Source organism: Halodesulfurarchaeum sp., assembly GCF_036626455.1.
Classification (GTDB): Archaea; Halobacteriota; Halobacteria; order Halobacteriales; family Halobacteriaceae; genus Halodesulfurarchaeum.
In genome coordinates this window covers 19,748-31,783 of sequence record NZ_JAZKRK010000004.1, presented here as the reverse complement: position 1 = coordinate 31,783, position 12,036 = coordinate 19,748, and the positions used below count along the sequence as shown (strand labels likewise).

General features: G+C 59.4%; 12 protein-coding genes, 2 tRNA genes and 1 pseudogene. 7 read left to right on the top strand and 8 right to left on the bottom strand.

The annotated features are described in order from the left end of the window. Positions 1-111 precede the first annotated feature (111 nt). The 4 genes and pseudogenes from V5A26_RS02265 to V5A26_RS02250 form a co-directional block, all read left to right on the top strand. Positions 112-690: pseudogene (locus V5A26_RS02265) on the top strand (DUF4382 domain-containing protein); the annotation flags it as partial. A gap of 163 nt (positions 691-853) precedes the next feature. Continuing rightward, positions 854-1,792, top strand: coding sequence for a ring-cleaving dioxygenase (locus V5A26_RS02260; RefSeq protein WP_332320754.1), 939 nt, complete (start codon positions 854-856; stop codon positions 1,790-1,792). Continuing rightward, positions 1,789-2,439, top strand: a complete 651-nt coding sequence (locus V5A26_RS02255; RefSeq protein WP_332320753.1) for an alpha/beta hydrolase — start codon at positions 1,789-1,791, stop codon at positions 2,437-2,439. The genes V5A26_RS02260 and V5A26_RS02255 overlap by 4 nt, the downstream gene beginning before the upstream one ends. 191 nt (positions 2,440-2,630) lie before the next feature. Further along, the gene (locus V5A26_RS02250; protein WP_332320752.1) at positions 2,631-3,134 is read left to right on the top strand and encodes a metal-dependent hydrolase; all 504 of its coding nucleotides are present in this window, start codon (positions 2,631-2,633) and stop codon (positions 3,132-3,134) included. Here the strand turns inward: V5A26_RS02250 and V5A26_RS02245 are convergent. The 4 genes from V5A26_RS02245 to V5A26_RS02230 form a co-directional block, all read right to left on the bottom strand. Further along, complete coding sequence (locus V5A26_RS02245) at positions 3,117-3,275, bottom strand: hypothetical protein (protein ID WP_332320751.1); 159 nt, start codon at positions 3,273-3,275, stop codon at positions 3,117-3,119. The two genes, V5A26_RS02250 and V5A26_RS02245, sit on opposite strands and share 18 nt — an antisense overlap. Positions 3,276-3,346: 71 nt before the next feature. Beyond that, positions 3,347-3,418 (bottom strand) — tRNA-Thr (locus tag V5A26_RS02240). 52 nt (positions 3,419-3,470) lie between these two features. Further along, on the bottom strand, positions 3,471-4,133 hold the full coding sequence (locus V5A26_RS02235) for a DUF7114 family protein (protein WP_332320750.1): 663 nt from the start codon (positions 4,131-4,133) through the stop codon (positions 3,471-3,473). 115 nt (positions 4,134-4,248) lie between these two features. Beyond that, the gene (locus V5A26_RS02230; RefSeq protein WP_332320749.1) at positions 4,249-5,067 is read right to left on the bottom strand and encodes an NAD+ synthase; all 819 of its coding nucleotides are present in this window, start codon (positions 5,065-5,067) and stop codon (positions 4,249-4,251) included. Between the two features lie 87 nt (positions 5,068-5,154). On the opposite strand from V5A26_RS02230, the gene V5A26_RS02225 reads away from it, so the two are divergent. Beyond that, positions 5,155-5,225: transfer RNA gene (locus tag V5A26_RS02225), tRNA-Gly, on the top strand. 429 nt (positions 5,226-5,654) lie between these two features. On the opposite strand, the gene V5A26_RS02220 is transcribed toward V5A26_RS02225, so the two are convergent. Beyond that, complete coding sequence (locus V5A26_RS02220) at positions 5,655-5,882, bottom strand: DUF7533 family protein (protein ID WP_332320748.1); 228 nt, start codon at positions 5,880-5,882, stop codon at positions 5,655-5,657. 1,208 nt (positions 5,883-7,090) lie between these two features. Here V5A26_RS02220 and V5A26_RS02215 point away from each other — a divergent pair. After that, positions 7,091-7,444: a 4a-hydroxytetrahydrobiopterin dehydratase gene (locus tag V5A26_RS02215; protein ID WP_332320747.1), complete on the top strand. Its 354-nt coding sequence runs from the start codon at positions 7,091-7,093 to the stop codon at positions 7,442-7,444. 506 nt (positions 7,445-7,950) lie between these two features. Here the strand turns inward: V5A26_RS02215 and azf are convergent. After that, complete coding sequence (gene azf / locus V5A26_RS02210) at positions 7,951-8,724, bottom strand: NAD-dependent glucose-6-phosphate dehydrogenase Azf (RefSeq protein WP_332320746.1); 774 nt, start codon at positions 8,722-8,724, stop codon at positions 7,951-7,953. Positions 8,725-8,807: 83 nt separating this feature from the next. Here azf and V5A26_RS02205 point away from each other — a divergent pair, with 83 nt between their 5' ends. Continuing rightward, the gene (locus V5A26_RS02205; RefSeq protein ID WP_332320745.1) at positions 8,808-9,143 is read left to right on the top strand and encodes a dihydroneopterin aldolase family protein; all 336 of its coding nucleotides are present in this window, start codon (positions 8,808-8,810) and stop codon (positions 9,141-9,143) included. Positions 9,144-9,186: 43 nt separating this feature from the next. Here V5A26_RS02205 and V5A26_RS02200 read toward each other — a convergent pair whose 3' ends face one another. Together V5A26_RS02200 and V5A26_RS02195 are read right to left on the bottom strand one after the other, a co-directional pair. Continuing rightward, complete coding sequence (locus tag V5A26_RS02200) at positions 9,187-9,921, bottom strand: creatininase family protein (RefSeq protein ID WP_332320744.1); 735 nt, start codon at positions 9,919-9,921, stop codon at positions 9,187-9,189. Positions 9,922-9,989: 68 nt separating this feature from the next. Next, a complete protein-coding gene (locus V5A26_RS02195) occupies positions 9,990-11,924 on the bottom strand; it encodes an ABC transporter ATP-binding protein (protein WP_332320743.1) in 1,935 nt (644 codons plus the stop codon). Positions 11,925-12,036 lie beyond the last annotated feature (112 nt).

Below are 12,036 nucleotides of genomic sequence, written 5' to 3'. Positions count from 1 at the left end.
GGTGCAGACACACAAACTACCATCCCCCGCCGGCGCGTCCTTGCCCTCGGGGCCGGCATTGGCGTCAGCCTCTTGGCAGGCTGTGCAGGTGATACGGGAACCGAGCCAGAAACTGGCGAGTTCCGACTTCTCGTGAGCGACCAGCCCGCGGACATCGGCGACTTCGACCGACTGGACGTGTCCTTCGATCATGCGCGAATCTTCGAAGCTGGATCGGAGACGACGACGGAGGCACCGGCGGAAAATACGACAACCACCCAAGATGGCGAATCGACCCAGACACCAACCGAATCCGGGACACCAGCGGACACGACCCCAGTAAGTGAACGTGTACAGAAGGCCGACGGGTACTTCATCATCGATCTCGACGGCGAAACGGTCGATCTTACCACCGTTCTTGGCGAGGATGCGACGCCGGTCTTTGACGGTGAACTCGAACCGGGCACCTACACCAAAGTCGAACTCCACGTTGCGGACGTCGAAGGCGTCGTAGACGGCGAGGAAGTCGCCGTCAAGGTGCCAAGCGAGAAGCTCCAGATCACTAACACCTTCGAAGTCACCACCGGGGAGCCAGTCGAGTTCGTCTTCGACATCAACGTCGTCAAGAAAGGTCCCACCAACGGTTACAACCTCCTGCCCGTGATTTCCGAAAGTGGGGTTGCGGGGCAAGACGTCGAGTACGAGGAAGTGCCGCGAGCCGAAACTGAGACAGAAACCGGCGAATAAGCCCAGTCTCGGCCGGGAGACGGGCAAGTCGTCCCGGGCGCCACCTGAGGAGGGCGCACATTCATCGGACACAGGTGAGGCCCTCCCCGGCCCACAAGATTATTCGGCCCGGCAAACTACGGATTCTATGGACCACAGTACGCCCGGAATCCACCACATCACGGCCATCGCGGCCGATCCGGGAGCGAACCTGCAGTTTTACACGGACACCCTCGGCCTCCGGCTGGTCAAACAGAGTGTCAATCAGGACGACGTGTCGGTCTATCACCTTTTCTACGGCGACCGGAACGGATCCCCCGGAACAAGCATGACGTTTTTCCCGTATCCCGGGGCCACAAAAGGACAACCCGGTACCGGCCAGGTCACCACCGTGCAGTTCATGATTCCGAAGCCCGCGGTGGATTATTGGGTCGATCGGCTGGATGAAGCGGGAGTCGAACGGGAGGCCTCGATGAATCGGTTCGACGAAACTGTCATCCCGTTCCGTGATCCCGATGGGCTGGCTCTCGAACTGGTCGCGACCGAGGCTCCAGATGGAGTCCCGCCTGAAGGCCCGGTTCCACCGGAACACGCGATCCGTGGTTTTCATGGGGCAAAACTCTCCATCGCGGACGACCGCGGGATGCCAGGCCTCATCGAAGCGATGGGGTTTACGGAAACCCAGCAGAGAGACGACCGAATACGCTACGAGTCCACAGGCGAGTTGGGGGCCGTCCTCGATCTCAAGTTGCGGTCAGACGCCGCTCGTGGTCGTCAGGGCGCTGGCACCGTGCATCACATCGCATTCCGCACGACTGAGGCAGAACAAGCAGCGTGGCGGACCTGGCTCCAGGACCGAGGGTTGAGACCCACAGAAATCATCGATCGGAAATGGTTCAAGTCGGTGTACGTCCGGACCGGTGCCGGCATTCTCTTCGAGTTCGCCACGGAGGAACCGGGCTATACCGTCGATGAGGATCTCGCTGACCTCGGCTCCGGCCTGGTGCTCCCCGACTGGCTCGCGGACCGGCGCGAAGAGATCGAAGCAGGACTGCCGGATCTCGGATTTCCGGAGCGGTCACAATGACAGACGAACCGGCGGGACCCCACCAAGACCAACCGATCGTCGAGGCCGGGACTGAACTGTCGACGGCCGATGCAACGCTCATCCTCGTACATGGTCGGGGCGCAACTGCTCGCAGCATCACCCAATTCGGTCGCCAGGTCCACCACGAAGGGGTCGCTCTCCTTGCTCCACAAGCAGCGAACAGCGAATGGTACCCAAACTCGTTTTTGGCTCCGATCGAGTCCAACGAGCCCGGTCGCAGTTCAGGGCTCCAGGCAATCGATACCGCCGTGACACTGGCCAGAGAGGAAGGCATCCCCTCCGAACGGATCATGCTCGCTGGCTTCTCTCAGGGCGCCTGTCTGGCGAGTGAGTATCTTGTCACTTGGCCAAAAAGATTCGGTGGACTGGCGGGGTTAAGTGGTGGCTTGCTGGGCGAGACAGTCGATACCGCGGACTACGACGGCGACCTTGCCGACACCCCGGTCTTCCTCGGCTGTAGCGACGTGGACCCGCATATCCCGGCCGACCGCGTCCGAGAGACCGCAGCCGTCTTCGAGTCCATGGACGCGGACGTCGATATGCGGCTCTACGATGGGATGGCCCATACCATCAATCAGGAAGAAATGCGGTTTGTTTCGGACCTCGTCGCTGGTTTGGTAGACTAAGCCAATCCGCTCTCACTTCTGCCCTCTGCTCACCTGTCCGCGACCCGCCTGCGGTGAATGGCTGAGCCGGCTTCAAACCCGGAGCCGTCGGCGGGTCCAAGCCACACTCCTTTTACATCGGCTCGGTAACAAACAGGTATGGAAGACGAAAGGAACCAAGTGAAACTGCCAAACTGGGCAAAGAGCTAGCTATGTATCGTACTGGACATTATGGCGCTGCGTTGCTCACCTACGCACCGGTGGGCTTTCTGTTGGTGGCGGCTGGGTACGAGAAACTGGCAATTATCGGGGGTGGGATCGTCCTCGGTGGGTCAATGGTGCCTGACTGGGACCAGCTGGTTCCCTTCATCTCCCATCGTGGTATCACCCACACGTTCTGGTTCGCCCTGCTCGTCGGCCTGCTACTGGGAGCTGGGGGATGGGTTATCGGCAGTGAGTTCGGTGCACAGGTCCAGGGCCCCCTCGGAGTCTTCGGGTTCGTCATCGGAACCGTGATGATCGGGGCCCATCTGTTCGCTGATGCGCTCACGCCGATGGGTATCCGACCGTTCGCGCCCCTTGGCTCCGGATCATGTACGGTCGGGCTGACACGGGCCGCAAACCCGATCGGAAACGGACTGCTGTTAGTTCTTGGCGTTCTCGTCGCCGGTGGGGCCTTGGCTGCTGGACGGGAGTTCTCACTCGCCATGCTCTGATCGGCCCCGTAGCCGGTCGTCGTTCCATTCGTTCGTGGTTCCAACCCGCTCTGGGTCCTCGGCCACCACAACGGATTCAGCGCCTGTTTCGATCTCATCGAGGACCGCCTCGAGAAATTCTCCCCAATCCAGGATAAGCACGTTGTACTCGAGGAGATCGCAATTGCGGTCGGTCAGGCGTCCCAGTGCGCGATTTCGACGAAAACGAAGAGAGCCTAGGGCGGAATTTGAATCCGCGCTCTCGTCCTTACCAAGGACGCGCTTTACCGCTAAGCTACCCAGGCAGGCAGTCGATGAGAGGGACCCATCCCCTTTGGGGGTTTCGATTAGCGTCGATCAGGTATCAGTCGCGGACGGGGTTCGCATCGGTTCTTCGCCGGTCGCATGCCCCCCAACTCGATTCATCGCCTCCTCGATGCCATCCGGGAGTCCTTCCGGTGCCGCCGGGAGCGGTGGTGCGCCATGCGAGTGGGCGAGGCCAACCACGTACTGCCGAAGCGACAACGGTGTTTCACTCCCCGTAGCAGTCGCCCCAGCGATAACAGCGAGTTCGAAGACATTAGCTTCGAGCGAGCGGGCGGTCGTACCGCCGGACCTCAGTTCGGTTTGTTCCGTGCCAAACTCCCGGACCGTCTCGACGGCTTTGTCAGCGGCTTCAGTATGTGAAAGGAGGTGAAAGCCCTCTGCGACGAGGACATCCGCGGCCAGAACGTCCAGGTCGTCCTCCACAGTCGGGTCAGGTCCTTCCCAAGGCTCGTCGTGCACCAGGGCGCGAGTGAGCCGGAGGCCATCGTAAATCAACTGGACGCCGGCGGCGCGGTTCGACAAGGTCGGCTCCTCCGCGTCGCCACTCACGACCGAGGCACTCAAAAGAGCGAGCACACCGGGTATCATCGATGCCCTGAGGAGATGGGCGTTCATCGCGTGCTTGAGACGGGCCGGGGTGATGCCCCTGATCGCCTCGGTCACCGCGGTGCGCGCCTGCGCGACCTCATCCATCGTACCAGGATTAGGGTGGGGAAGGGCAAAGACCTTTGGAAAGCACCAAACTGGACCCGTGATTTCGTGGTTGTACGGAGAACAGGACAGCGTGTCACGACCGGGCCACTTGCGGCTAAAACAGTGGCTCAGGCTGGCTGGGCGGATTTCGTTTGTGCTCGCTCCGGACGACCATTTCGGCCACTCGTTCGACGACATCCCGTTCGACATCAAGCAGCCTGGCCGTCGCACCCGGGGAGAGTTCGCCATCCACATGGACAGCAAGAATCGCATCAAGCGTGTCGTAGTCGATCCCCAGTTCATCCTCGTCGGTTTGCCCGGCCCAGAGCCCCGCCGTCGGGGTTTTCGTTACCAGCTCCTCGATGACGCCACGATGGCGAGCGACCTGGCGGACTTGCTGTTTGTAAAGCCGGCCGATGGGATGGCAGTCCACTGCTCCGTCGCCGTACTTGGTAAAGTAGCCGACCAGCGATTCGGTGCGGTTCCCGGTTCCGACTACCAGTCCGTTCTCGTGATTCGCGACGAGATAGGCCAGGACCGCCCGAACCCTGGCCCGAGTGTTTCCGACCGCGATGTGGTCGGATTCGGCTTCTGGTATGGCATCGACGAACTGCCTGACGAAGGGTTGAATCCCGATAACGTCGTACTCGATGCCCAAATCGAGTGCGACCCGTTCGGCATCGCTCATGTTGTCCGCCCGGCTCACTTGCCCCGGCAGCACCAGCCCGTGAACTGCATCGACGCCCAGGGCGTCGACCGCTAGGTGGGCTGTCGTGGTGCTGTCGATTCCACCGGAGAGGCCGATAATCGCCCGTTCGGCACCAGCCTCACTCATGGTGTCGGAAATGAAGTCGGTGATCGACCCGACCACGGGGTCGAGTTCGTCCGGGGCAAACCGGAGGTCGAAGGGGTCGATGGTGTCCGGAACTGTCATGGTTCGTCCTTCGGTTGGGAGGGGTAAAAGCCATTCCCGCGGGGCAAACGCTACGTTTTTGTGCGTTCCTCGGAAACACGGAACCGAGCGCCGGTGGTCCAGTGGTAGGACATGAGCTTCCCAAGCTCATAGCCCGGGTTCGATTCCCGGCCGGCGCACTTCTCACATCGTGAACCAACCGCGACCGGCGACAGTCGTGTCGCAGTTGTGAACTGGCTATGAAGTCGCCCCGCCGGGAATCGAAGTACAGAAGACGAGAGGAACGAGCGTCTTCAGGTGGTTCGAATCCCGGCCAGCGCAGTGAGCGAACACCCTGAGCGAACGAGCGGGCCCGGATTCGAATCACGCGAGACGAACGACGTGAGTCTCGCCATCGGGTTCGAATCCCGGCCGACGCATACTGACAAAACGTATAATTCTCCCCCTCTAAGCGTCTCTTCTTCCAAAATAAAGATGACGGTTATTACCGTGATGAACGATTCATCCCATATTCCCAGACCAACAGCACCAATTCTAATTGCTGGGTTTTGGGTTCGGATATGTAAAAAATACGAAACCCTGTTGATGGTGCCAAACTGGGACGACCCTCAGGGCAGGAGTCGCCGGAGGAGGGCCGACAGGGCGTTCTGGGGCACGTCACCGGGGGTCCAGACATATTGCTCGATGGCGACCAATCCCACCCCGACAGCGACGCCCGTGAGGCCGACGAGTAATCGCCCGTCGTGGAGCAACTGGACGCCAAACAGCCCGATCGGCACCGCAAACGCTAACGTGGCGGCGATTGCGACCAGGTCCAAGGCCCCCAGTCGGACCATAACTTTCCTCCGCGACACCCCCGTTTTTGGGTTTCGATCTCGCCCCGTATTTTCCGCGACGCTCATCTGTTGCAGTGAATACTTCCCTGTGAGTAGTGTTCCTAACAGGTCTCAAAACGGTCAGCAGAGAGAGGGTGTACTCAGCAAGCGACCGAAATTTATCCATAGCAATTGGATCGAATACCGCGTTGGAACTTCTTGGGACGGTTTCGGGGATCGAGATTGGGACAGGCACTTCGAATATATATGAATAGAGACACCGCCTACAAGAGCAGGGCGACTGTGAACAGTAATATAGTCACTTTCAGCAAATTAGCGAAGACACCACGTATCTTCGGGATGTCATTATCTGGTGGCAGGTTTGAGTAAATAAATTGGCATAAATTATTTGCGAATTGATGCATACTATTTACCCGATCAGTAATGAAACTCCAAACTCCTTTCGAGGAGGTGAGTTCGGACGCAGAGAGACTTATGGTACTATATCTCAGTGAGGTAGGATCGGCAACGACCAAGCAGATCAAATCCAAATTCGGGTGGCAACGAATCAAGACGATTACCGTCTTGCGGAATTTAGAACACCGAGGAATTCTCACAAAACTCGAAGCATCGAGTCGAGAACGCTACGCTCTCAAACCTTGCTGAAATCGCGCCTTGAGTTCAGCACTGTCCGGAAGGACCTATTTAGAAAATAAGCAAACCGGGGTAATTCGTTTAGTCCATGAGGTCATCACTCGGTCGCAATAGGTTTCTCTCTGTTACTCGGAAATTAGTTGCTTTGTCGCTGTGTGACGGTCGTGTCTTTCAGACCTCGTTTTCGCTCCGTCCGTGTGTATACTGATGACGCTGTCTTCGGCCTCGGCCTCTTGTGGGCACGGTGAACAGTCAGTAGGCTCTGCGGTCGCAGTCCTCGGTGGCACACTCGCTGCCGTTCGTTTCCGTTACCCCTGAGAGTGCCGTCAGAGAGGTCCGCCCCCACCAAGGTCCGCTATCGAGAGAGCCGGTTCCGGGAGCCTTGCCCGCGAAAGGTCCAGAGATCAAGCTCGTGGACGGGAGGCTCGAAAACTAGCCAAGGAAACCCCACGGTCTCAGCCGCTAGCTGTCGTCGTGTTTTGGACGTCCGCGGCCGAACGCATTACTATCGAAAGTCGCCAGGAGTTCCGATGTCCGTGACGTTATACTTGTGAAACAGTAGTATGCAACTACACATGTCCGAATCGCTCGCCGAACAGGAATGTGTCGCGTGCAACTCGGAAGACGAACCGCTCATAGGAGACGAGTACGCGGAGTACCTTGAGGAAATTGACGAGGACGTCTGGGCCGTCATCGACGAACACCATCTTGAGGGGGCCTACGACTTCGAAGATTTCCGTGGGGCCCTCGATTTTACCAAAGAGATCGGGGAACTCGCGGAGGAGGAGTGGCACCATCCGGATATCCATCTGCAGTGGGGTACAGTCACAGTCGAGATGTGGACCCACAAGATAGACGGACTGCACAAAACTGACTTCGTGATGGCGGCCCGAATGGATCGGATATACGACCGCCTCGTTGCAAATTGACCGCCTCACTGTCCCAAAGAGCAGGGCTGAGGCCCCTTTTCTTCCTGTCATTCCGAAGGCCCCGGACTATGTTATTAGCAACCGGTGCCAAGTTCCAATGGGCGTTCAAGGATCTCACGGAGCGAGCCGTTCTTGTCGCTGATTTCGGTAACCTCCTCGATTTTCAAAAGGAATTATGACCCTCTGTTGATCGATACGCGCTATGTATTCAGCCGTCAACTGAGAGCATCATTACTTCTTGACAGAGATCCTGGCTTTACTTCGCTCAAAAATCGGATAAATAGAGTCGGCAGAGAGAACGACGACCCAAATTGCCTGAAATCGGCCAATATAAATCCTGTAAGCCAATTATAGCGAAAATATTAAGCCCTCCCAAGAAAACGACGAACGAATCGCACAATACTCACGCCCCTTCGATGTCCCGTGATACCTACAAAAGTGCCAACCCGCTAGCGACCCCCCTTCCCACTAGCAACAGGAGGGTACCAATTCGAACATTCGGCCACTCACAACTCGCCGCCTCCTTTCGGGTCGCCAGCCAGCGTGTACTCCCCGGAGTTGTCACGCGGCTCGTAGTCCAGCACGTCCCGCGCCCGGTCGATGGAGTAGAACTTCCGGTCGTTGTCCGAAATCCCGTAGACGATCTCGAAGTCGTATTCGGCCTGGATCGCTCGGTCGAAGAGGTGCGCACAGTCACGATGTGAGAGCCACATGGCCTGCCCACGTTCGTAGTTCCGAGGCGGATGCTCCTTCGTGAGATTGCCGATCCGGACGTTGAGCACCGAGAGCCCGTACTCGTCGTGGTAATACCGGCCCAGGATTTCCCCTGTCGCCTTGCTCACCCCATAGAGATTACTGGGTCGGGGGAGTTCCGACCCATCAATTTGGAACTCGTCCTCAGCCTGGTACAGGTCCGGTTCGCGGTCGGTTTCGTAGTGGCCGACGGCGTGATTCGAAGAGGCGAAGATGACCTTCTCGACGCCCACCTCGACGGCGACTTCGAAAATCGTCTGCGTTCCATCGATGTTGTTCCGCAGGACGCTCTCCCACGGGGCGTCCGTCCGCGGGTCCCCAGCCAGGTGGACGACGACTTCGGCCCCCTCCATCGCCTCTTCCAGGGTTTCCCGGTCGGTGATGTCTCCGATGAAGAGCGGATGGTCGACGGAGTCGGCCGGTGGTTCGCGGTCGAGGAGCCGGAAATCGTACTGTTCGCCGATGCCCTCCCGGATCGCCGTGCCGACTCGGCCGGCCGCGCCCGTCAACAGGACCGGTTCGTCCATTCATTCATTGAGTCGGCAAGCGGGAATAAGTAGGATGTGGTTCGACCCGAACTGCTTTGTCGCTGTCCGCACTCCTCCCAGGCATGCCAACCGACGGGGAACAGGCGAGTTTCGAACTTGGGATCAAGTTCGGAGCCCTCTTTCACCAGTTCATCGGGACACCGGTCAGCGAATCGAGTGCGAAGAGCCTGGAGACAGCGATCGAGGAGTCGATCGAGAACCAGCCCCACTGTGAATCGGTCGCGGTGACAATCGACCGCGAAGTCCTCGCCGGGGACGTCGGACCCTACGGGTATACTGGGCTGGCAGGCCGCCATCTGAACGTCGACGTGGTCGTCTCGAAAGACGGGCGTCGGGCAGAGGGGTCGATGCAAATGGTCGATGGATATCCGCTGATGACACTCGACGCGGTCGAGTGAGCGGTCTGCGGGAGACACTTCCACGAGTTACTCCTCAGGCGCGTTATTTATGTGGGACGGTCCTCACAGGCCGATCAGCAAGGGTGGAAAGAAGAGTTTCCAGTGCGGTCGTGGCTTGCTCAAGTAGGTTCTCACCCTCTTCAGCCGTTGCCCTGGTCGGGTCACCGACAGTGCCGTTTTCCGTGAACTCGGCCGAATCGTGGGCCACATTCGTCCCCGAAACCCACTCACCCCAGCGGTCGGTCCCACCGTCGCGGCCTGCGTCGAGTCGATCAGTCTCGACGAGTTCGGGTTGGGTGTGGAGCAAGAACGAGGTTTCGAGGGGTCCTGCATGTCCCATGTCGAAGGCCCCATCGACGGCCTCGAACCAGGTGAACGGGACGACGAGCGCATCTTCTGCTCGGGAGAGCCGAGCAGCGACTTCACCGATGGCCCGAACGTTTCCCCCGTGGCCGTTGACCAGGACGATTCGGTTCCAGCCGTGATGCAGGAGCGATTCGGCAACCTCGCGGACGTAGGAGCGGAACGTATCCGGACTGACCCAAAGGGTCCCGGTAAACTGACGGTGCTCTTCGGAGACACCGACGGGCATTGGGGGCGTTACCATCACCTCCCGATCAACTCGGTCTGCGGTTTCGCTGGCGACAGCCTCGGCAGCCAGAAAATCAGTTCCGAGTGGGCCGTGGGGACCGTGCTGCTCGGTACTTCCGACGGGAATGAACGCTATATCGGTCTCGGCCGCGTCGGCGTCGGTCCAGGTGCTCGCGTGAAGGTCCATGTGCAGGGGCGGGGGGCCGAGGCCTAAAATACCCCCGTTCGTGGAACTTTCGGAGCTCGATTGGTGGCTTAGTCTTCCAGGACCGGTTCGCCGTCGATCAACCGCTCGCGAGCCCGTTCCACGAAGGTCTCCGGCAAGTCCTCGATTTCCCCGGCTTGCACTCCCCAGAGGTTCGCATAGAGCCCGTCCGCTTCGAGGAGCTCCTCGTGGGTCCCTTTCTCGACAATTTTGCCTTCGTCGAGCACGACGATTGTGTCCGCGTCTTTGACCGTCGAAAGGCGATGGGCGATCGCGAAGGTCGTCCGGTTTTCGGTGAGTTCCTGCAAACTCCGCTGGATGAGCATCTCGGTCTCGGTATCGACGTCGGAGGTCGCCTCGTCGAGGATCAGAATCTCGGGGTCCGCGAGGATCGCCCGGGCAATTGCAACCCGCTGGCGCTGTCCACCCGAGAGTTTGACCCCCCGCTCACCCACTTTGGTGTCATAGCCATCAGGCAGTTCTTCGATGAACTTGTGGGCCCGGGCAGCCTTCGCCGCCTCGATGATCTCGCCCTCCGTGGCGTCTTGGGAACCGTAACTGATGTTCTCCATGACCGTCCCGTAGAACAGGAACGTGTCCTGACTCACGTACCCGATGTGTTCTCGCAGACCTGACCGGGAGACCTCCCGCACGTCCTGGCCGTCGATACGGATGGCACCCTCATCGACGTCGTACATCCGGAGAAGCAACTTGAGTGCGGTCGATTTGCCTGCCCCTGTGGGACCGACGAGCGCCACCGTGTCGCCGGTTCCGGCCCGGAAGGAGAGTGCCTCGACGATGGACTCCTCCTCGTAACCGAAGGTAACCGAGTCGAAGACGACCTCCCCGTCAGTGACCTCGAGTGCTGGGGCCTCCGGATCGTCGGGGATCTTACTCGGCTCGTCCATCAGCCCGAAGATCCGTTCAGCCGAGGCCCGCGCACGCTGGTACATGTTGATGATCTGTCCGAACTGGGCCATCGGCCAGATGAACCGCTGGGTGAGGAGGATGAACGTGACAAAACTCCCCACCTGAAGGGTCCCCGAGAACGGGCCCGGTGCGGCGCCTCGGAAGACCCACAGGCCGCCCACTGTGAAGGTGATCACGAAGCCGATGCCCGCCAGCAGCCGCAGGCCGGGGAAGAAGGTGATCCGAGTCCGAATGGCGTCCCAGTTGGCGTCGTAGTACTCCATCGAGACGTCCTCGACCCGCTCGGATTCGTAGACTTCGGTGTTTGCACTTTTGATGACCGAAATCCCACCGAGGTTGTTCTCCAGTCGGGAGTTCAACGTCCCGACGGAGGAGCGAACAGTCGCGTATTTCGGCTGGATCAGCTGGACGAAGACGTACGTAAACCCCGCGATCAGCGGGACCGGCAGCAACGCGACGAGCGCGAGTTGCCAGTTGAGGGCAAAGAGCACGCCGCCGATGCCCAGCACCATCACCCCGAGCCGCAACGCGCCGTTCATCCCTTCGTTCAGGAACCGCTCCAGTCGATTCACGTCGTTCGAGAGGATCGACATCAACTCTCCCGTCTGTTTGTCGGCGAAAAACCCCATGTCCAACCGCTGCATTTCGTCGTACGTATCGGTCCGCACGTCGTGCTGGATCTTTTGTGCGAACGAGTTCCAGCCCCAGTTGCGCATCCAGTGGAAGATCGCCGCGCTGCCGAAGCTCAGCCCGATGACCCCAACCGTGAACCAGAATTTCCCTTCCGGAGTGACCGGAAGCCAGGCTTCCGGAAGCCACGAGAACGGTAGTCGGGCGTCAAATGGAACGTCGTCGCGGAACACGGAGTCGATCGCAATCCCGAGTAACACCGGTGGAAGGAGGTCCAACAGTCGGGCGAAAATACTCGTGACCACGCCCACCAGGAAGTACGAGACATACCCGCGACCGTAGCCGATGAACAGCCGCCCCATCGGGTTTGACGCCTGTTCCCGGACGTCCTCGAAGGGGTCGTCATCGCCGGCGGGGTGGGCCATGTTTTTATCTGGGGCTGGGTTCGTTCAAAAACATTGGTGAATCCCCGTGTTCCGCCCAATCGTCTCCAAACTTTCTCCTTGTTTCGCTCAATCGTCTTCAATGACTCGCGAA

Bases quoted from the DNA above. Each gene is read 5' to 3' on its own strand.
- V5A26_RS02260 (WP_332320754.1), top strand. From the start codon at position 854: ATGGACCACAGTACGCCCGGAATCCACCACATCACGGCCATCGCGGCC.
- V5A26_RS02255 (WP_332320753.1), top strand. From the start codon at position 1,789: ATGACAGACGAACCGGCGGGACCCCACCAAGACCAACCGATCGTCGAG.
- V5A26_RS02250 (WP_332320752.1), top strand. From the start codon at position 2,631: ATGTATCGTACTGGACATTATGGCGCTGCGTTGCTCACCTACGCACCG.
- V5A26_RS02235 (WP_332320750.1), bottom strand. From the start codon at position 4,133: ATGGATGAGGTCGCGCAGGCGCGCACCGCGGTGACCGAGGCGATCAGG.
- V5A26_RS02230 (WP_332320749.1), bottom strand. From the start codon at position 5,067: ATGACAGTTCCGGACACCATCGACCCCTTCGACCTCCGGTTTGCCCCG.
- V5A26_RS02220 (WP_332320748.1), bottom strand. From the start codon at position 5,882: ATGGTCCGACTGGGGGCCTTGGACCTGGTCGCAATCGCCGCCACGTTA.
- V5A26_RS02215 (WP_332320747.1), top strand. From the start codon at position 7,091: ATGTCCGAATCGCTCGCCGAACAGGAATGTGTCGCGTGCAACTCGGAA.
- azf (WP_332320746.1), bottom strand. From the start codon at position 8,724: ATGGACGAACCGGTCCTGTTGACGGGCGCGGCCGGCCGAGTCGGCACG.
- V5A26_RS02205 (WP_332320745.1), top strand. From the start codon at position 8,808: ATGCCAACCGACGGGGAACAGGCGAGTTTCGAACTTGGGATCAAGTTC.
- V5A26_RS02200 (WP_332320744.1), bottom strand. From the start codon at position 9,921: ATGGACCTTCACGCGAGCACCTGGACCGACGCCGACGCGGCCGAGACC.
- V5A26_RS02195 (WP_332320743.1), bottom strand. From the start codon at position 11,924: ATGGCCCACCCCGCCGGCGATGACGACCCCTTCGAGGACGTCCGGGAA.